The organism is Alphaproteobacteria bacterium (assembly GCA_024244705.1).
Taxonomy (GTDB): Bacteria; Pseudomonadota; Alphaproteobacteria; order JAAEOK01; family JAAEOK01; genus JAAEOK01.
In genome coordinates, this window is sequence record JAAEOK010000110.1 from 1 (window position 1) to 18846 (window position 18846).

At 62.1% G+C, this 18846-nt stretch carries 19 protein-coding genes and 1 tRNA gene; 7 read left to right on the top strand and 13 right to left on the bottom strand.

Annotated elements, in window-relative coordinates:
• The first annotated feature begins 66 nt into the window (after positions 1-66).
• From GY791_19850 to GY791_19860, 3 genes are all read left to right on the top strand, one after another.
• Positions 67-141 (top strand) — tRNA-Val (locus tag GY791_19850).
• Between the two features lie 222 nt (positions 142-363).
• Positions 364-531: a DUF1330 domain-containing protein gene (locus tag GY791_19855; protein MCP4330654.1), complete on the top strand. Its 168-nt coding sequence runs from the start codon at positions 364-366 to the stop codon at positions 529-531.
• Entirely contained in the window at positions 528-656 is a 129-nt protein-coding gene (locus GY791_19860) for a DUF1330 domain-containing protein (protein ID MCP4330655.1), read from the top strand. Before GY791_19855 ends, GY791_19860 begins: the two co-directional genes overlap by 4 nt.
• Positions 657-697: 41 nt before the next feature.
• Here GY791_19860 and GY791_19865 read toward each other — a convergent pair whose 3' ends face one another.
• The gene (locus GY791_19865) at positions 698-2227 is read right to left on the bottom strand and encodes a GH3 auxin-responsive promoter family protein (protein ID MCP4330656.1); all 1530 of its coding nucleotides are present in this window, start codon (positions 2225-2227) and stop codon (positions 698-700) included.
• Positions 2228-2252: 25 nt separating this feature from the next.
• Positions 2253-4535, bottom strand: a complete 2283-nt coding sequence (locus tag GY791_19870) for a penicillin acylase family protein (protein ID MCP4330657.1) — start codon at positions 4533-4535, stop codon at positions 2253-2255.
• Positions 4536-4854: 319 nt separating this feature from the next.
• Here GY791_19870 and GY791_19875 point away from each other — a divergent pair, with 319 nt between their 5' ends.
• Both GY791_19875 and GY791_19880 read left to right on the top strand, forming a co-directional pair.
• The gene (locus tag GY791_19875) at positions 4855-6609 is read left to right on the top strand and encodes a portal protein (GenBank protein MCP4330658.1); all 1755 of its coding nucleotides are present in this window, start codon (positions 4855-4857) and stop codon (positions 6607-6609) included.
• Between the two features lie 141 nt (positions 6610-6750).
• Positions 6751-7983, top strand: coding sequence for an MFS transporter (locus GY791_19880; protein MCP4330659.1), 1233 nt, complete (start codon positions 6751-6753; stop codon positions 7981-7983).
• Between the two features lie 14 nt (positions 7984-7997).
• Here the strand turns inward: GY791_19880 and GY791_19885 are convergent, their stop codons facing one another.
• The 5 genes from GY791_19885 to GY791_19905 form a co-directional block, all read right to left on the bottom strand.
• Positions 7998-8801 (bottom strand): glycosyltransferase family 2 protein, encoded by an 804-nt coding sequence (locus GY791_19885; protein MCP4330660.1) that lies wholly within the window; start codon positions 8799-8801, stop codon positions 7998-8000.
• Positions 8802-8823: 22 nt separating this feature from the next.
• A complete protein-coding gene (gene hspQ, locus GY791_19890; protein MCP4330661.1) occupies positions 8824-9153 on the bottom strand; it encodes a heat shock protein HspQ in 330 nt (109 codons plus the stop codon).
• A gap of 185 nt (positions 9154-9338) precedes the next feature.
• Positions 9339-10166, bottom strand: coding sequence for a hypothetical protein (locus GY791_19895; GenBank protein MCP4330662.1), 828 nt, complete (start codon positions 10164-10166; stop codon positions 9339-9341).
• Positions 10167-10176: 10 nt separating this feature from the next.
• Positions 10177-10584: a RidA family protein gene (locus GY791_19900; GenBank protein MCP4330663.1), complete on the bottom strand. Its 408-nt coding sequence runs from the start codon at positions 10582-10584 to the stop codon at positions 10177-10179.
• Between the two features lie 34 nt (positions 10585-10618).
• On the bottom strand, positions 10619-12154 hold the full coding sequence (locus GY791_19905; GenBank protein MCP4330664.1) for a benzoate-CoA ligase family protein: 1536 nt from the start codon (positions 12152-12154) through the stop codon (positions 10619-10621).
• A gap of 144 nt (positions 12155-12298) precedes the next feature.
• On the opposite strand from GY791_19905, the gene GY791_19910 reads away from it, so the two are divergent.
• Both GY791_19910 and GY791_19915 read left to right on the top strand, forming a co-directional pair.
• A complete protein-coding gene (locus tag GY791_19910; protein MCP4330665.1) occupies positions 12299-13768 on the top strand; it encodes a 2-hydroxymuconic semialdehyde dehydrogenase in 1470 nt (489 codons plus the stop codon).
• A gap of 17 nt (positions 13769-13785) precedes the next feature.
• Complete coding sequence (locus tag GY791_19915) at positions 13786-13974, top strand: 4-oxalocrotonate tautomerase (GenBank protein MCP4330666.1); 189 nt, start codon at positions 13786-13788, stop codon at positions 13972-13974.
• Here GY791_19915 and GY791_19920 read toward each other — a convergent pair.
• The 6 genes from GY791_19920 to GY791_19945 all read right to left on the bottom strand — a co-directional run bounded on the left by GY791_19920 (position 13971) and on the right by GY791_19945 (position 18815).
• Positions 13971-15371, bottom strand: a complete 1401-nt coding sequence (locus GY791_19920; protein MCP4330667.1) for a hypothetical protein — start codon at positions 15369-15371, stop codon at positions 13971-13973. The two genes, GY791_19915 and GY791_19920, sit on opposite strands and share 4 nt — an antisense overlap.
• Before the next feature lie 3 nt (positions 15372-15374).
• On the bottom strand, positions 15375-15515 hold the full coding sequence (locus tag GY791_19925) for a hypothetical protein (protein ID MCP4330668.1): 141 nt from the start codon (positions 15513-15515) through the stop codon (positions 15375-15377).
• A gap of 178 nt (positions 15516-15693) precedes the next feature.
• Positions 15694-16398: a class I SAM-dependent methyltransferase gene (locus GY791_19930; protein MCP4330669.1), complete on the bottom strand. Its 705-nt coding sequence runs from the start codon at positions 16396-16398 to the stop codon at positions 15694-15696.
• On the bottom strand, positions 16395-17468 hold the full coding sequence (locus tag GY791_19935) for a glycosyltransferase family 2 protein (GenBank protein ID MCP4330670.1): 1074 nt from the start codon (positions 17466-17468) through the stop codon (positions 16395-16397). Before GY791_19935 ends, GY791_19930 begins: the two co-directional genes overlap by 4 nt.
• Positions 17469-17614: 146 nt before the next feature.
• Positions 17615-18631, bottom strand: a complete 1017-nt coding sequence (locus tag GY791_19940; GenBank protein MCP4330671.1) for an adenosine deaminase — start codon at positions 18629-18631, stop codon at positions 17615-17617.
• Positions 18632-18650: 19 nt separating this feature from the next.
• Positions 18651-18815: a hypothetical protein gene (locus GY791_19945; GenBank protein ID MCP4330672.1), complete on the bottom strand. Its 165-nt coding sequence runs from the start codon at positions 18813-18815 to the stop codon at positions 18651-18653.
• Positions 18816-18846 lie beyond the last annotated feature (31 nt).

Sequence of the window (18846 nt, forward strand, 5' to 3'; positions counted from 1 at the left end):
GGCGCGGCGAATTCACCCGGGCTTGCTTGACAGGGTCGCGGACCGGCTCTTATATGCGGGCCATCCGGGCGCTTAGCTCAGCGGGAGAGCGCTGCCTTCACACGGCAGAGGTCGCAAGTTCAATCCTTGCAGCGCCCACCAGGTTTTTCGTGATAAATCAGAGTATTAAAAGGCACCACCCAGCGCGATCCGGCGCCGTAAGGACGGCACCTACGCGAGAACCGGGTATCCCGCTGCCGCATTCGCCCGATCCGCACCAGCTTGCCACAGGGTCAGTGGGTTTGGATCGCGACTGCGTCCGATGGTGGTACTTGGCCGGGTGGCCGGAGCTCAGTGAACTACGTTAGGCAAGAGGAGCCGCAAATGAGCGCGTATATGATCGCCCAAGTCAGGGTAAACGATCCCGACCAATACAAGAAATACCTGGCCGGCTTTGCGCCGAATTTCGAAAGGCACGGCGGCCAACTGCTTGTGACGTCGAGTTTCGAAACTGAAATGATCGAGGGCAATGGGCCTTTCCGCGCACGGTGATCACGAAATTTCCAAGCCTTGATCATGCCCGCAATTGGTACAATGACCCCGACTATCGAGAACTGGCGAAACACCGCCATCGCTCGGCCGACGCCAATCTCGTTCTCGTCGACGGCATCGCTTAATACCCATTGTACACTGCGCTCCAATCCGGAGCGGTCGTGCCCTATTCGCCCGCACGAGCATTTGCGAACCGGCGCAGGTCTTCGAGCAGGTCGGGGTCGTTGATGATTCGCGGGACCTTGTTCTGGCCGCCGAGTTTGCCGCGGTGTTTCATCCAGGCATAGAACGTGCCCGGCTCCGCGATTTCGATCCGCGGTGCCACCATGCCGGCGCGGTGGGCGCGATAATCTTCGTTATCCGCGATTAGCGCTTCGTCGACAAGGGCGCCGAAGCGGGCGACCGCATCCGGTCCCGGCGTCGCGTTCCTGAATTCGACGACATAGACATGGCCGCCGCGGGTTTGATCGGCGGTTGGAAAGACGGGCCCGACGGAAAAGTCGGCGATGTGAGCATCGATAGCCATGGCGGCGGCGCTAACCGCCGCTTCGATTTCGACATCGATCAGATGCTCGCCGAAGGCCGACAACATATAAGTCGTCCGTCCCGTCACCAGGACACGCGGTGGGTCCCGGTCGATCAGTTTCACCGTGTCGCCGATCACGTAGGACCACAGGCCCGAACAAGTGGTGAGCACCAGTGCGTAGTCGAGGCCGGTTTCGGCGGTTGCCAGCCAATGGCGCGTCGGATGGGCCGATGCGAGTTCGTCGCGGGGCACGAATTCGAAAAACAGTCCGTTGTCGAGGATCAATCTGAGCCCCTCGCCGTCACCGCGATCGGCAATCGCGATAAAGCCCTCACTGGCTGGATAGACCTCACGGGTCACCGCCATACTGCCGTCCAGCCATTCGTCGAAGGATGACCGATAGGGCGCGAAGTTGACCGCGCCGTGAACGATCATCTCAAGATTGGGGAAGTATTCGGCCAAACGCCGCGTCGGTCGTGGGCTCTTTTCGACCAGCCGGTCAAACAGGACCAGCAACCAACTCGGTGTACCGCTGATCGAACGGATATCCTCGCCGAGGGCCGCCGCGGCGAGCGCCTCGATGCGGCTTTCCCAATCCGGAATGGCCTCCAAGGCGCGCGGCGGAAAGTAGCGCAGACGCGCCCACCACGGCATGACCGTGGCCGCGATGCCGCTGAGGTCGGCGGTGGATATTCCCGGCGCCAGCCGGTGCAGGGCGGAGCTGCCGCCAAGCATGAAGTTGAGGCCACCGAGCAGGCGCGTCCGCGGCCGGTTGGCGACGTGGTGGACGAGAATATCGAGGCCGGCCCGCGTGTTGGCGCGGATCATCTCCCGGGTGCAGGGGATATGCTTGGTGCGGCCGGTCGTCGTGCCGGACGTTTCGGCAAAGAACGGGATCGTTCCCGGCCACGTACAATCGACCAGACGCGGAAAATCGGATGACCAGTAATGCTGCCAGAATTCGTCGAATGTCCGCAAGGGGACCCGGTCTTGGAATTCCTCGATTGTTGCGACGCCATCCAGCCCGTGGTCGCGGCCGAACCTGGTACCCCGTCCGCGCTCGATCAACTTCATAAGCTGCTGCCGTTGTGCCGAGACCGGATCTTGCTTCACCAGGCGGTGCAAACGCCGCTTGGCGTAAGACCTCAACAGGGGCGTGGCGTCGAGCATCGAGCCTCCGCAGAATCGGCTGAGGTCATGGGCGCAATACTGTCTCTCCGACCGCGCCTTTGCGCACGGCCTCGAGGGTCAGCGGAACCTTGATGTACTGCCCCTGACGCCACAGCGGAATCTGATCGAGAAAGGCGGCGCTATTGAACCACCCGTCCTGGCCGCCGAGTAGGACAAAATAATTGGCATCGGGATCGGCGAGATCGGAGATGTGCCGCGCATTGGAGCCGTAGCGGACCGCATGGCGTTCGCCGGCCGGCCCGTGCGCCGTTTTCATCAGCGCTTCAGAGCTCCCGCCGGCGGGGAAGTCGCCGAACTGAAACCGGTCGCCCACCAAGGGCAAATTGCCAAGCGGGTGCTGGACGACGAGCCGGTGCCGATCCCCCCAACTGTCGCCGCTTTCCGCCGCAGCCGCGGCCGCCGCCAATCCGGCCCCAAGCGCGGCACGCAGGCGGGTCTCGTCGACGGTGGCGATGTCCTCGCGTGTCAGACGTTGGGCCCGGTCGATGCCGGCATAGGCGGCCCAATCCTGGTCGCCAAGGGAGACCTCGTAAAATTCGGCCAGGAACGCGGCGCGGAAGGCTTCGAACACCGCGGCCGCCCGCGATTCGGCCCGGTAGTGGCCGTCCCACATCTCAATCATTTCGACGGCTTCCGCCTCGCCCGGCGCAATATCTCCGCTCAGGTCGAGAGCATTGATTCTGGCCACCAGCAAATCGCGCAACAGAACCGACGTTTTCATGTAAACGTCCTGTTGAAGCCGGGCCAGTGTCTCAAAGCCGACCGTGTCCGTGCCTTCGATAATTTCCGTCATCCGCTCCACGCGGTCATCGGGCGAAAAGAAATAGCCGACCGGCACCGGCGCCGGACCGGGATCGTTGTTGGCGGATACCAGATATCCAAGTTCCGGATTCATTTTCGACGGCAGGTCGGCGGTGCCGACGGTCGAACGCCAGTCCGCCGTATGGGCGTCTTCGGAAACGATCAGATCGGCTGGCGGTTCGCCATTGCGGCGTGGCAAACGGACCGCCATGATCATGCCGATGTTCCCGGCGCGGTCGGCGTAAAGCATGTTCTGGCCGGGCACGGCAAAGCTATCGAAGGCGGCCTTGAATGCTTCGAAATCCTGCGCCCGGCTTACCTTGAGAAACGTCGTAAACTCGTCGCTCGGCATGTTGCCGATCCAACGCAACGCGAATTCGGGTCCGTCGAGATCGGCAAGCTGAGGCGCGTCGGACAGGATCGGGCCCCATTTGGTTTCGCGGATCGTAACGTCCTCGTCCAGCCACCAACGGACGCCGATGGTTTCCTGCCGGCTTGTAATTTCCGGTGGCGAAAGCTCGCTAAGATCGACCAATTCGCTGGCAGCGGCGCGCAGATTGGTTCCACCCCAGGCAACTGCCGGATTTCGCCCGATGGCAAACAACGGCAGCCCGGACGCCATGAGCCCGACCGCATGGTACGATGGCGACTTGACGCCAACGATCAGCCACAAGTTGGGAATCAACAGCCCGAGGTGAGGGTCGTTTGCCATGATCGCGCTGCCGGTAGCGGTGCGCGACGGGCCGACGGCAACGCTGTTGCTCCCGGAGCGGCTGGTGCCGGCGAGAATATCGGCGAGGCGCAGCCGATCCTCGCGGCCGGACGATTCGAGCAACGGAACCGAGCCGTTGCCGACCAATCGCGTCCACAATTGCGGCCAATCCGCCCGCTGGCGCATCGGCAGGAGGTTGAACCACACCAGCCAATTCACGTCGGTCGCCGCAAGGCGCCCCATGACGATGATGTCGCGGACGGTCCAGACCTCCCGTTCCAGTCCCAGGATTTCAAACTCCGCCGGCAAGGACGCCGCGTTCTCGGCATAATAATTGATCCCTGCAACAAATGAGCCGAGCCAGGCGCGGGTTTCATCCGGTAAACCAGCCTCGATCTCGGACGCGACGCGACTGAAATCGAGAATCCGCAATCCGTGATCGATATCGGTAGCCAACGGTCCACCCATCTCGGCGATCCGACCCTGCGATATGCGACGGAACATCTCCATCTGGCCGAGCCGCAAATGGGCGTGGACGAGACCGAGCGCGAAGGCAGCATCCGTATCACTGGATGCTTCGATGAATGGGATCTGGTGGCTGTCCCAATAGATCGTGACCGGCGAATCGATCGGAGTGCCCTCCGTCGGGATGCTGTGCGCGCGATCCTGTAACGACGACGGGTCCGGCAGCGGCGCCAGGACGCCGCATGCGGGCAACAGACCCAATGCCACGATGCCGATCACGCGCCCCATTACAATTCGACGGATCGCCATCTCTCTCCTCGCTTTCAACATTCTACAGCCGAACCAAGTTGATGGAAAATCGGTCGCCGAATTCTAGAACACCAGGCGTTCATGTCATACCGAGGGCATTGAGCAGCATACCGAAGATGACCCCCCGGCACCGCGGTCCGCGGCGCGAAGGCCGGTAGGCCGCGATTATAGCTTTGACAGTCCGTGTTCGAAACTCCCCGACCGATGCGGAATCCGAGGGAGCCCTGGAGCCCGGCCTAGGAGTGGCCCATGATAGGAAGGTTGATTTTTCACACACCCCATAGAAGCGGCCGGCGGTCGGTGGCATAGTCGCGGAACCATGGAATACAGCCTCGAGTTGGGCCACGAGCTGGCCTTCGACTTCACGCCGATCCTTATCTTCCTGCTGGCGGCGGTCGTAGTCGTGCCGCTGTTTCAGCGCATCAAGGCAAGTCCCGTACTGGCCTATCTCGTTGCCGGCGCGGTCATCGGTCCCTATGCGTTCGGTCTCATCAAGGACCTGGAAACGACCCGGCATATCGCCGAATTCGGCATCATTTTCCTGCTGTTCGCGATCGGGCTCGAACTTTCCTTCGACCGCCTCAAGGCAATGCGCCGGGAGGTGTTCGGTCTGGGCACCTGCCAGATGGTGATCACGGCTCTGATTCTGGGCACCGGGGCGTACGCCCTCGGGATGCCCATCGAGTTGGCGATTATTGTCGGAGGCGGGCTGGCCTTTTCTTCGACGGCACTCGTCGTTCAACTTCTGTCCGAGACGGGTATGACGAACACCCGATTCGGACGGACTGCGTTTTCGATTCTGTTGCTTCAGGACCTTGCCGTCGTACCGCTGTTGGCGCTGGTCCCGTTGCTGGCCGAAGAAGAGCAAAACATTGCGACCTCGCTGGGCATCGCAGGACTGAAGGCCGTGGTGGCGCTGGTCGGTCTGACCTTGCTCGGCCGTCTCATCCTCCGCCCCGTTTATCGTGTCGTAGCGGGAACGCGAAATCCCGAGCTTTTCGTGGGCGCCACCTTGTTGATCGTCCTCGGTACGAGTTGGGCTACCGCGCAGACCGGTTTGTCGCTCGCGCTGGGCGCGTTCCTGGCCGGCCTGCTGCTTTCAGAAACCGAATATGTCCATCAGATCGAGGTCGATATCCAACCCTTCCGGGGGCTGTTCGTCGGCCTGTTCTTCATGTCGGTCGGCATGGCGATCGATCCTGCGCTGGTCCTTGCGGAGGCATACACCGTCGTCGGTCTCGTCGTGCTGTTGCTCGCGGTCAAAGGCCTGCTGATTCTAATCCTGTGCCGCCTATTCGGCTTTCCGTTGGACATTTCGGTTCGCGTCGGCGCGCTTCTCGCCCAATGCGGCGAGTTCGCCTTCGTCCTGTTCGGTCTCGCCGTCGTCGTCGGGATCATGCCGTTGACCACCGGTCAACTCTTGCTGGTCGTGGTCGGCCTGACCATGGTTGCCACGCCAGCCCTCGCGGCGTTGGGAATGCGTCTCGGGGCGGCGCTCGAACATCGCGAGCTGACCGATCGCAGCCGTCTCGGTCAGGACACCGCTGGGCTTGGGGAGCATATGCTCATTGCCGGGTTCGGCCGCGTCGGCCAGACCGTGGCTCGGCTGCTGCAGGATCATGGCGTTGCCTACATCGCGTTGGATCTAAATCAGAAAACGATCACGAAGGCGCGCGACCAGGGCTTCCAGGTCTATTACGGGAACGCAGGCCGCTTCGACATCCTTCGTGTCGCCGGGGTCGAGCGTGCGCGGGGGGCGGTCGTCACGCTCGACAATCCGATTGCGGCGATGAGCGCGGTGCGGGCATTGCACCAATTGTGCCCGCACGGCGATATCATCGTTCGGGCCCATGACCGGAGCAACAGCGATGAACTCAAGGCGGCCGGCGCAACGATGGTCGTGCCGGAGATCCTCGAGGCCAGTCTTCAGCTCGCCGGACAGACCCTGCGCGCCGCAGGGGTGCCAGCCGAAGTCGTCGACGCGTCTTTGGAAGCACTGCGCACCGGGGATTATGCGCCGGTCGAAGAAGTCATCGAAGAGACCAAGGCCGATACGCCGTCTGATTCCGCGTGAACGATTCCTGCGGGACGTGCACCGTTCGCTCATTTTCTCGGAGCGCACTTCCCGGCAGTTTCAGCGCAGGCGCTATGTGTTCAAAATGCCGCCGGCAGAATGGTTCTACATGAACCCATAGTACTCTAGATTGCCGATGCCATGGCAGTCGCTCTCCGATTTCGGCGTGTCGCACGCGTCTTCGAAAATAGAAACTACCGGATTTACACGACCGGCTTTGGAATCTCTCTGGTCGGAACGTGGATGCAGCGGATCTCTGTCGGTTGGCTCACATGGGAGCTGACGGAATCGGGAACTTGGCTGGGCCTCATGGCCTTTGCCAGCCTGTTTCCGGCGACCCTAATCGGGCCGCTCGCCGGCGTTGTCGCCGATCGCTGGGACCGCCTCCGCGTGATCAGGCTCAGCCAGAGCTTGGCCATGGTTCAATCCTTCGCGCTTTTCGGACTGACCCTGGCCGGCGTCATGACGCCCTGGCTGCTGCTCGCCCTGACATTGTTCTACGGCCTGGTGGCGGGGTTCAACCAGCCATCGAGACTGGCCCTGGTTCCGAGTTTGGTCCGCCCGGAGGATGTCGGCACCGCGGTCGCGATCAACTCAGTCATCTTCAATTGCGCCAGGTTCGTTGGACCGGCCATCGCCGGTGTCGTGATCCTGGCCAGCGGCGTACCCGCGGCCTTCGCCGCCAACGCCTTGAGCTTTGTCGCCTTTCTTATCGCGTTGTCGCGTTTGAACCTCGATCCGGTCGCGCCGCCAAGCGCGGAACGCCGCAGTTTCGTCGGCGATCTTCACGACGGCATCAAATATATCGCGACCCACGATGGTATTGCCGTCTTGCTGTGCCTGCTGGCGGCGACCTCGCTTTGCGCCCGCCCGGTTGCCGAATTGCTGCCCGGCTTCGCCGCCGGCGTTTTTGGCGGCGACGCCGGTACACTGGCGTTGCTGACCTCCGCGATGGGGATTGGCGCTGTCCTCGGCGGCTTGTGGATGGCGCAGCGGGAGGGTGGCGACACCACGCCCATCGTGCTCTTCTCCGCCATCGCGATATCGCTTTCGCTGTTCACCTTCGTCGCCTACGACAGCCTTTGGCTCGCGGTACCGGCGATGACGATGGTCGGCACCGCACTGGTCCTCAATGGCATCGGCACCCAGACCCGGCTCCAATTGTCCACCTCCGCGCGGATGCGCGGCCGCGTACTCAGCGTCTACAACCTGATATTCCGCGGCAGTCCTGCATTGGGCGCCCTCATCCTCGGCGCGCTTTCCGAGGTCATAGGCCTGCGGACGGCGATGCTGCTCGGTGCGGCGTTGACCGGTGCCGTCGGATTGTGGGCGATGTGGCGGACCCGGCAGCACGTCGCGGCCAAGCAATCTTGAATGGCGGACCGGGTTTAATCCCTGCTCAGGTTGGCCTCGCGTAGTTTCAGGTAGCGGTAGAACCTGGCGATCCCGGCGTGGGCGGAAATTATGAAACCATCGGCGCCGCACAGGATTCCGCGTTGAAGGAAATAGCTTCTCAGGAACGCGAACCCACCCTTGGCAACGGCCATTGGCACCCCGACCCGCTTTTCGCCGGCGTGTTGAGCGACGTAGAGTTCGGAATAGAGGCGTTCCTTGGCCTGAAAATCCGCCACCGAATCCGCCGTGTAATGGCGCACCGGATGGAGCAGGCGGACAACGCGATGGTCCGGGTGGCGCAGACCTTCATGGACCTGATCGTCGCTGAATTTCGCGTGCCGGCGGTGAAAAAGGCGCGTCTTCCATTGCGGATGCCAGCCACAACCTCGAATCCAGCGGCCGCGAAAGTAGTTGTGGAAGGGCAACGCGTAGACTTTCGACGGATCGAGGTCGAGCGACAGGATTTCATCCGCCAGTTCCCGACTCAGCACCTCGTCGCTATCGAGAGACAAAATCCAATCGTGGGAAGCAAGACCGATCGCTTTGTTCTTCAGCGGGCCGAAGCCGATGAATGCGGATTCCTCGATACGGACGTTGGGATAACCGGCAGCGATATCGAGGGTGGCATCGGTCGAGCCATTGTCGAGCACCACGACTTCAGGAAAGCCACGCACCGAATCCAAGACCTCGCCGAGATGGGCGCTCGCATCGCGGGTGATCATGACAACCGAGACATCGACCCGGGGTAGATCGCCGGCCGTCCTGTTTTCGTCTTTGGAGTGCTCGCCGGAGTCCATGGCGACCCCGCATCCCGATCCTTTAATTCGCTTGGCCGTGCTTCAGCACATACCGGCCATTCGTTATGCCGTCGAAGAGGTCGCAGACATTGGGATGAGCGACCGGATTCCCGCTGTCGTCCGGAACCAGGTTTTGCTCTGAAACGTAGGCTATATACGTCGTCTCCTCGTTTTCCGCGAGCAAGTGATAGAAGGGCTGGTCTTTGATCGGCCGAATCTCTTCGGGAATCGACAGCCACCATTCCTCGGTATTGTCGAATTCGGGGTCGACATCGAAGATGACGCCGCGAAACGGATAGTGGCGGTGCTTGACGATATCGCCAATATGAAATTTGGCTGTCCGGATTGTCATGCAGCGACCATATCAGATTGCACGCCGGCGGCAAGTTTGGCTGATATCTGGCGCCTCACGCGGTCGATGCCTCGCCGGCAAAGCCAAGCAATCCGACCCGGGAAATTGCGTTTCGCGGCTCGCAACCGGTGAAAAAGCGCGTCACCGCCGAGCCGGGCGAATCATGAGGAACCCGGTGACGGGCCTTAAGCGGCGCGCTTCAGGGAAATGTTGGCGTTGCCGCTGCCGGACGATTGCCCGTAGGGGCCGAATTGCGTCGTTTCGAAGGACCCGGCGCCGGTCGCCGCGAGGCCGCCGAGCAGAAGCGCCAGCGCCTTGCCGCCCATCTCGCCGACCACGAATTGGGCGTATTGGGGAAATCCTTGCCAAGCGGCATCGAGTTCTCCCCGCAACAGCAGTTCGATGAATTCGTGATCGGCGTCGCGGCGCTCCTTGGTCGGCCACTCGGCCGGGCCGCGAACGAGTTTGTGCGAAAAACTGGAGCTCGCCGCCAAAACGGCCCGGCGCCCGGCTTTCTCGCAGGCGCGATGGATTGCCCCGCCGACGCGATAAGTTTCCTCCAAATCGGCGGCCAAAACGACGGGTACGATAATGACCGCCATCGTGGCATCCGGATCGAGGTAGTGGACGGGCACCCAGGTTCCGTAATCCCACGTGTAATGCTCGCTGGCGTTTTCCATGCACGGATAGTCGAGGGCCCGGATCTCATCCCTGATCGCCGCACCCAATTCCGGGTCGCCACGGTAGTCGTAAGGTTGGCCGGCGATCATATCGGGCGCCTCCATAGCGACGCAGTAGCCGCAATGGCGGGCAACCATAGACGCCAGCCAATTGAAGGTGCTGAGATAGTGGGCCGAATTGACGACCAGCACGTCCGGCTTGTCGGCGCGGATATCCTCGCCCATTTCGCAGATCCCCTTGACCAGATCCTTCGCGAAATCGGGCACGATTTCGGGCAAACCCAAACGTGGCGCATGGGGAACGACGATTCCTCGATATATTCCTCCGCCCATTTTCGCCTTCCTATTCGTCGAACATGGCAACGCAATCGATCTCGACGTTGACGCCTTTGCGGTGCGGCGTCCCGCCGATACAGGTCCGAGTCACTTTTTCTCCGGCCATAATCTCACGGAATGTCTCGTTGAAGGACGGAAAATCGGTAACGTCCCGCAATATCACGCGCATGTTTACGACATTGGCGACGGTGGCGCCGGCGGCGTCCAGCACGCTCATTAGATTGGACATCGTCTGCCGGGTCTGCGCCTGGATGTCGCCGGAAACGACTTCTTTGGTCTCCGGGTCCAACGGTCCCTGTCCCGATACGAAAAGCATGTTGCCCATCCGGATCGCCTGACAGATCGGCGGTTCCTTGCTCTTGTCGGTAAAGCCCGTGGTCGGCGCCTTCTTCGATGTAATGATTTCCTTTGCCATTGCCTCCTCCCAGATTGCCTCGCCGAGATGCCTTCTACGCTGTCACGCCACGCAACCGGTAGCGTTGCACCTTACCGGTAGCCGTACGCGGAATTTCGTCGATAAACTTGATCCACTTCGGACATTTGTAGGGTGACAAATGCTCGACCAGATAGCTTCTAAGCTTCTCTTCAAGCGCCGCGGCATCGTATCCGCCATCGGGGGCCACGGCAAAGAGCGTCGTCCGCAGGAGCTCGTCGTCGGTCTCGGTGGCGACCAGAGCGGCGTCCCGAACCAACGCGCTCTCGGTGATCAAATCCTCGATTTCGGCCGGGCTCACCCATTGGCCCGAAATTTTCAACATGTCGTCGTAGCGACCCTGATGGAACCAATAGCCCTCTCGATCAACGACATACATATCACCGGTTCGGAACCAATCGCCCCGAAACACCTCGGCTGAAATATCGGGCTGGCCCCAGTAGGCGCTGCAGCGGGACTGGATTCGGGCCCACAGGATGCCCGGTTCGCCGGCCGTGATATCGCGTCCGTCCGCGTCGGCGAGGCGGACTTCGGCCTCCGGCGCCGCGATCCCCGAGCTGCCCGGCTTGACCTGTGCGGGCCGGTTGCTGAGCAGCATGTAGATGGTTTCCGTCGTGCCCATCCCGTCGAGGATTTCAATTCCGGTGGCGCCGTGCCAGCGATGCCATAGCGATTCCGGCAACCGCTCCCCGGCGGAGACACAATGGCGAACGGAATTGAACGCCGCTTGTTCGGCCACGCCGTCAGCCAGCATGTTGCGATACATCGTCGGGACCGAAAACACGACCGTCGGACGATGCGATTCGACCAGTCTTGCCACCGCCGCCGAATCGGGCCAACCGTCATAGAGCAAGGTCGTCGCGCCCAATTGCAACGAGGCGAAGAGGCAGGTACCCAAGGTATAAGCAAAGAACAGTTTCGACGTGCCGAACAGGGTATCGTCCTGGGTGATTCCCAAGACCTCCGTGGCGTAGGCGGTGGCCAGCAACACGTCCCGGTGGCCGTGCACTGCCGCCTTGGACGCACCCGTGGTACCGGAGGTATAGATCCAGAACGCCATGTCCGAGAGCCGGCGCTCGACGGTTTCGAAAAACCGCTCATGCGTGGCGAGACGGTCTCGAAGCGGCGTCGGCCCCGCCGCCGCGGTGTCGGTAACGATCACTTCGGGCGGGCGGCGCAACGACCCACGGATGCTCTCATAGAGCGGCAGGAAGTCGTCATCGATGATCAGGAATCGGGCATCGCTGTCGTCCAGAACATGATGAAGATCCCGCGCCGCGCCGCGCAGGTTGATCGCAACCGCAACGCCGCCGGCCTTGATCGCACCGAGATAGCAAGTGACGAAGTCCGGACCGTCCTTGACCATAAGGACGACACGCCCGTCGATTTCCAGACCGCCGTCGGCGAACATATGCGCTGCCTGGCACACCCGGCCGCACAGATCGCTGTAGGTCACCTCGTCGAGGGGCGAGATCAGGGCCGGCTTGTCGCCCAGGCCCATACCGATCGCCGGCATCAGAACCGCGTCGGCGGCATTGATCAGATCAGGCATGGGCATTTCCATCTAACCCGGGGCCGGATCATGCCCGCCCTCCGTCGGGCAGGCAACGCCTTCGGTATCGAAATAGAGGAATCGCCGTCTTGACGCCGTGCCGCCGGACATTTCATCTTGGCCCCACACATTTATCGGGGCGTCATGAGCAGCAATCGGCGAACACTCAATTTCATCGACGGTGCCTATACCGAAGGCGCGCTCGGGCGCACGTTCGAGAATGTCAGCCCGGTCGACGGCGGCATCGTCAGTATTGTCTGCGAGGCCGGCGCCGACGAGGTCGATGCCACGGTGTCGGCGGCACGGCGGGCCCTCGCCGGCCCCTGGGCGGGATTCTCGATCCAGGATCGGGCCGGCCTCCTCTATGCCGTGGCGGACGGCATCAACGCGCGCTTCAAGGAATTCCTCGACGCCGAAGTCGCGGACACCGGCAAGCCGACCGCTCTTGCCTCGCATATCGACATCCCGCGCGGAGCGGCTAATTTCAAGGTCTTCGCCGACCAGATCAAGTCGATGGCCGGCGAATATTTCGAGACCGCGACTCCCGACGGCAAGGGTGCGATCAACTATTCGACCCGTGTCCCCAAAGGCGTGATCGGCGTCATCTGTCCGTGGAACCTGCCCTTGCTATTGATGACATGGAAGGTCGGCCCCGCGCTCGCCTGCGGTAATGCCGTCGTGGTCAAGCCGTCCGAGGAAACGCCATCGACGGCGGCGCTGCTCGGCGAGGTCATGAACGCCGCCGGGGTACCGCCCGGCGTCTATAATGTGGTCCACGGTTTCGGCCCCGATTCGGCGGGCGAATTGCTGACCCGGCATCCAGGTGTCGACGCCATTACCTTCACCGGCGAAACGGTCACCGGCGAAGCGATCATGAAGAACGCCGCGGTCGGCGTCCGCGATGTATCCTTCGAACTCGGCGGCAAGAACCCGGGCATCGTGTTCGCCGATTGCGATTTCGAGGCCGCGATCGAGGGTACCATGCGATCGGTTTTTGCCAATTGCGGCCAGGTTTGTCTCGGCACCGAACGCATGTATGTCGAACGCCCGATCTTCGACCGCTTCGTCGCCGCCCTGACGGAGCGGGCGGCGAGGTTGCGCCCCGGCCGGCCCGAGGAGGAAACAACCTCTCTCGGTCCGCTGATCAGCCAAGCGCATCGCGAGAAGGTCAGGTCCTATTACGACAAGGCGCGTCAAGAGGGCGCCGAAATCACCATCGGCGGCGGCATTCCCGAAATGGGCAACGGCCTCGATGGCGGCGCCTGGATCGAGCCCACCATTTGGACCGGGCTTGCCGACGGGTCGCCTGTCGTGCGTGAGGAAATTTTCGGGCCGTGTTGCCATATCCGCCCGTTCGACGACGAGGACGAGGTCATAGGCCTCGCCAACGACAGCCCCTATGGGCTCGCGACATCGATCTGGAGCCAGGACATCGCCAGGGCCAACCGGGTCGCCAAACGGGTCGAGGTCGGCATCACTTGGGTGAATTGCTGGTTCTTGCGCGATTTGCGGACACCCTTCGGCGGCGCCAAGCGCTCCGGTATCGGCCGCGAAGGCGGCGTCCACTCGATGGAGTTCTACACTGAGCTCCGCAACATCTGCGTCAAACTTTAGCTACGGGGGACCGGTCCATGCCGATCGTCGATATCAGCATTCTCGAAGGCCGAACCGACGACAAGAAAGCCGAACTGATCCGCGAAGTCACCGACACGGTGTGCCGGGTTCTCGACTCAGAACCGGCGCGCGTCCGTGTGCTGATCCGCGACGTGCCCCATGCCAATTGGGGCGTCGCCGGCACGCCGAAATCGCAGAGCGATTAGGAAACCGCCGGCAGCGGCCGGCCATCCATCCAGTTCGGCACCGGCACATCCAACAGGCGGAGGACGGTCGGCGCGATGTCGAGCGCGTGTGCCGGCGGCAGATCCTGGCCATCGGCGATCGCAGTCGACCGCAACCACAGCCGGGATTCCGGCGTGTGGTCCCCGGTCCGCGGGTTGTAGGCGCGGTTTATGGCGACCCGAACACGGCCCAGGCGCGGCGATTCGCAGGCTTCCAAGATACCGAGATCGTGACGGAAACGGACCAGTATGTCGGGTAGGTCGGGATGATGGTCGGGACCAAATATCTCATCGACCGGCCGCACCCACTCGACGATGGGGGTCTTCGTGCCGGGCAAGACCAGAGCTCGGAATTCATCCGCGATCTCTGCACTCAGCGCTGATGCTTCGTTGCCCGGCTGGACGCGGCCAAAAGGTTCGCGGCCGACCAAATTCAATCGAATGGCGCCAGTTCGGTTGTTGGGCAACGCGATGGCGCGGGTACGCGTCGACTGCAGCGGGTTGACCAGGCATCCGCTGCGGTCTTGCAGGCTCCGAACGACGCCGACCCCCGCGATCCGGTAGACGAGAGGCAGGGCCGACATCGGCACAATGTATTTCAGGGCATTGTTGGCACGGCGCAGCCAACTGTCATTCGCCCGGCCCTCATCCGAACCCATCCCCAACCGCGCCAGTACCTCGGGCACCAACTGATAACCCGCCGTGTAGGGACCCATACCGTGACTGGTGAAAAGCAGGACGTTCGCATCATTCCCAGCCGCCTCGATGATTTTGCCCACGGCATCGTCGATCTCACGATATACGGCCAACACCGCTCCCTTGAGGTCATCCGGCCCATCGGTGCGGTACCACGGGGCATTGGGGTCATGGAAATGCCAGAAATGATGACCGGCGCAGTGACTCTCGCTGAACGTCAGCGCGAACAAATCCCAATCCTCGCGCGAAAGCAGGTCGAGAACCAACCGCTTCCGGCGCCGCACACCGTCAACAAGATTTTCGAGAAGGCGGCGGTAACCGGCATCGTCGGTGGAATAGTGATCGCAATTCGAGACCGGGTGATCGCCATGGCTGGCTCGAATATCGGCGAGCAGGGATCCGGGCGACGAACCGGCTGCCCGCGTGCGGTCGTGGAGCCCCCAATCGGTCAGCTGAATGCCATTGAAATCGGGATTCCGCGCCGCGTCGTTGATGTCGATCGCGGCAACCCGGCGACCGGCACGGCTGGCAACGCTCCAGTAGGATTCTTCCGGCCCCAGTTCTTCCTGCGACAAGGGCCGCAAGACCGCCTCGCCGGTGTGCAACTGCCGTTCCAGAAAGTAGCGGCCATGGCGATAGCCGGCGCGACCGCTGTTCAATTCCGGCCAGATGGCGCCCTGCAACGTTTAGGCGCAATTCGCCAGCCTCGCCGTGCCCGCCGACCGCTGCAGCCTCGCCAGCGTGGGCAAGTCGCCGCCCCGCGCCGCCGTTTCGAGGGTGGGCGCGTCGGCGGCATCGAGGCCGATGACGAGGACTTTGGCTACCATCGGGTAACTTTGCCAGATTCCCGGCCCCGAGAGCTATCGGAAATGGGCCTGACAAGACCCCGGCGTGAATCTTCGCTTTGGGTGGCAACCGGCGCCGGTTTGTCGGCGGGACACGGCACCCGAAATAGTCTATTGGCGTGACGGTTTCGGGTCATGGAGGATCGCGGAAAGAGGGCCGCTAAGGACGCGCCCAGATATAGTATTGGGCGCCCAACGGCAGCCACCCCAACATCGGTTCCAGGCCGCGAAAGGCGGCCAACGGCCTGGGAAAGAACGTGCAGTAGCGCCGCCGGACATCCCGGTAGCCGGTCTTGCGGACGCGACGCGCCATTTCGCTAGGGCGCACGAGGACGGCGTCGACGTCGAACGGGCAGGTGTTGACGGCATGCAGGGTCAACGGATTGTAGGGATTGTGCTCGAAGAGAAAGAGATGTCCGTCGGGTCGGAGGCAACACCGCAGCCGGTCGAGCGTCGCCGCGTGCCGTTCCGGCGCAATATGGTGAAAAACACAGGCAACGAAGACGACGTCGCAGCTCTGGTCGGCGACCTCAGAAATCCGCTCGCTGGTCTGGACGAACTCGGCGATCGCGCCGTGCCGGCGCTCGGCCGCGGCAAGGAACTCGGCCGAATGGTCTGCGCCGATGAGGGGGCTGGCGGGAAAATATTGATGCAGGAACGGAATACTGCCGCCGAGTCCGCAGCCGAAATCGAGAATCGTCGCGACCTCGTAATCCGACAGGCAGTGCGCCATCAGGCGGGCCTTATAGTCGGCGAAATAGGCCGGCTCCTCGCCGGTAATTTCGATGTTCTCAGCATGGAGGGTTTCATAGGTGGTGGCAAAGCGGTCGAACCCGGCGTTACCTAATCGGGTTCCGATCGTCATCCGCCGGCCCGCCCTCTCCGTTCCGATGGCGCTTCCGCCTGCTGCCCCGTCGCGCCGGCCTTGAAGGGATCCTCGGTCTCAGAACCCGGCGCTTGCGTGGCGGCGACGTAGCCGAGCCGCTCGGCATTGCTGATATCCACACGGCCCCGGCAGGCGATGTCCTGGATCAAAAAAAGCGGCCGATTCTTAGCCTGCATATAGAGGCGGCCCAGATACTCGCCCATCACACCAAGAACAACCATTTGTACGCTGCCCAGCACGAGCACAACGGCCATCAGGCTGGTCCAGCCACGAACCGTGTCGCCGCTCAACCAAGCAATTAAGATATAGGCGACAAGAAGAGCACCCAATCCGCCCAGCGCGACCCCGATTTGGCTAGCGAAGCGTAACGGTTGAATCGAAAAGCCGGTAATGGCGTCGAAGGCGAATCGCATCATCTTTCGAATCGGATAACTCGTCGCGCCGGCAAATCGCTCCTCGCGGTCGTAGGACAGCGCCGTCTGGGCGAAGCCAATCCAGCTCACCATTCCGCGCACGAAGCGATGCTGCTCCGGCATGGCCAGCAACGCGTCGAGCGCCCGCCGGCTTATAAGGCGGAAATCCCCCGAGTCGGGTGGAATTGGCGTATCGCTAAGCCGCATCAGAATCCGATAAAACAGAGCCGCGCTTGATTTCTTGAACATATTGTCGCCATGGCGTCGAACCCGCTGGCCATAGACGACGTCATAACCGTCGTCCATTTGCGCCATCATTTTCGGTAGCAACTCGGGCGGATCCTGAAGATCGGCGTCGAGAACAAAAATACGCTCACCCTGGGCCATGCAGAGCCCGGCCGTCAGCGCAAGCTGGTGACCATGGTTGCGAGATAGATTTACGCCAACGATTCGCTCGTCTGCCGACACCAAAGATTCGATCGTCGGCCAAGTGCTATCGCGCGAACCGTCATTGACCAAGATCAGCTCGTAACCGCCCGGCACCAGGTCCTCGCAGACGGCCGTGACCCGTCGATGCAACTCGGCCAAACACTCCGCCTCATTGAAACAAGGAACCACCACAGAAAGCTTGTGCACACCCTCACCTGTTCGGCCACGGTAATACTACGTACGTCATCCCGTGCGGTCGATCATATGCCAAACCATCTTTTTCACACGGACGGACGCAAAGATCGATGATGAGTGTCGGCGTCGAAGGCAACCGATTGGATCATCACGGTCAATCACGGCTCGGCCCGAGACTCGGCGACATACTTCTCGAGTTCGCTGATTAATTCGGCGCCCCGCGCCGTATCGACGAACGACGCTACGAATGAATTGCGCGCGGCTGCGACGAGTTGATCGCGGGTCATGCCGAGGGCTCGGTGGACGGCGCGGTAGTTGGCGTTGACGTAACCGCCGAAATAGGGCGGGTCATCGGAATTGATCGTAACCATGAGCCCGCGCTCCATCATCGCCCTCAACGGGTGGTCTTCGATGCGGTCGAATACGGCGAGCCGGACGTTCGATAACGGGCAGACGGTCAACGGCACCTGTTCCTCGACCAGCCGTTCGACCAGCCGCACGTCCTCCATGGCGCGCACGCCATGGTCGATTCGACGGACGTGAAGCAAGTCGAGCGCTTCCCGGATATAGGGCGGCGGTCCCTCCTCCCCGGCATGGGCGACAGTCAGCAGCCCCTCTTGTCGGGCGCGTTCGAAAACGTGCGTGAACTTGGCTGGCGGGTGGCCGGCTTCCGCCGAATCGAGGCCGACCGCAATGATCCGATCCTTATGGTCCAGCGCCTCGTCGAGGGTCGCCTCCGCGGACGCGACATCGAGATCGCGGAGGAAGCACATGATTAGCCGTGTCGACAGGCCAAGCCTGGCCTGCCCGTCATCGAGCGCACGGCCGATGCCGGCGACCACCGTCGCAAACGAGACGCCGCGTTCGGTATGGGCCTGGGGATCGAAGAAGATTTCGGCGTGGCGCACGGTATCCGCGTGCGCGCGCTCGAGATAGGCCCAAGTCAGATCGTAGAAGTCCTGTTCCGTTTGCAGGACGGCCAGGCCCTTGTAATAGAGATCGAGAAAGTCCTGCAGCGACGTGAAATCGTAAGCGGCGCGGACCTCCTCGACCGAGGAAAAAGGGATCGAGACGCCGTTTCGCTCGGCGAACCCAAGCATCATCTCCGGCTCGAGCGTGCCCTCGATATGCAAATGCAACTCCGCCTTCGGCAGGCCGTCGATGAAGGCGTCCATGGTGCTCACGCGTTCACCCTCACTCCTTGCGGTGCCGTTCGAGCATCACCGCAACCGCGTCCTGGAACGCGGCGCGGTCGATCACCCTGTCCATATTCTCCAACAGGACGGTCAGCACATAATTGTTGCCGAGACAACTCTCCGCGGCCAGTTCTCGCAGATTGGCGTAGGCCTGGTCGGTCATCGCGACCGAAAATCGCTTCGGCAATGGCTTG

Bases quoted from the DNA above. Each gene is read 5' to 3' on its own strand.
- GY791_19925 (MCP4330668.1), bottom strand. From the start codon at position 15,515: ATGGTAGCCAAAGTCCTCGTCATCGGCCTCGATGCCGCCGACGCGCCC.
- GY791_19900 (MCP4330663.1), bottom strand. From the start codon at position 10,584: ATGGCAAAGGAAATCATTACATCGAAGAAGGCGCCGACCACGGGCTTT.
- GY791_19895 (MCP4330662.1), bottom strand. From the start codon at position 10,166: ATGGGCGGAGGAATATATCGAGGAATCGTCGTTCCCCATGCGCCACGT.
- GY791_19865 (MCP4330656.1), bottom strand. From the start codon at position 2,227: ATGCTCGACGCCACGCCCCTGTTGAGGTCTTACGCCAAGCGGCGTTTG.
- GY791_19930 (MCP4330669.1), bottom strand. From the start codon at position 16,398: ATGACGATCGGAACCCGATTAGGTAACGCCGGGTTCGACCGCTTTGCC.
- hspQ (MCP4330661.1), bottom strand. From the start codon at position 9,153: ATGACAATCCGGACAGCCAAATTTCATATTGGCGATATCGTCAAGCAC.
- GY791_19855 (MCP4330654.1), top strand. From the start codon at position 364: ATGAGCGCGTATATGATCGCCCAAGTCAGGGTAAACGATCCCGACCAA.
- GY791_19915 (MCP4330666.1), top strand. From the start codon at position 13,786: ATGCCGATCGTCGATATCAGCATTCTCGAAGGCCGAACCGACGACAAG.
- GY791_19940 (MCP4330671.1), bottom strand. From the start codon at position 18,631: ATGGACGCCTTCATCGACGGCCTGCCGAAGGCGGAGTTGCATTTGCAT.
- GY791_19875 (MCP4330658.1), top strand. From the start codon at position 4,855: ATGGAATACAGCCTCGAGTTGGGCCACGAGCTGGCCTTCGACTTCACG.
- GY791_19880 (MCP4330659.1), top strand. From the start codon at position 6,751: ATGGCAGTCGCTCTCCGATTTCGGCGTGTCGCACGCGTCTTCGAAAAT.
- GY791_19945 (MCP4330672.1), bottom strand. From the start codon at position 18,815: ATGACCGACCAGGCCTACGCCAATCTGCGAGAACTGGCCGCGGAGAGT.
- GY791_19870 (MCP4330657.1), bottom strand. From the start codon at position 4,535: ATGGCGATCCGTCGAATTGTAATGGGGCGCGTGATCGGCATCGTGGCA.
- GY791_19910 (MCP4330665.1), top strand. From the start codon at position 12,299: ATGAGCAGCAATCGGCGAACACTCAATTTCATCGACGGTGCCTATACC.
- GY791_19905 (MCP4330664.1), bottom strand. From the start codon at position 12,154: ATGCCTGATCTGATCAATGCCGCCGACGCGGTTCTGATGCCGGCGATC.
- GY791_19885 (MCP4330660.1), bottom strand. From the start codon at position 8,801: ATGGACTCCGGCGAGCACTCCAAAGACGAAAACAGGACGGCCGGCGAT.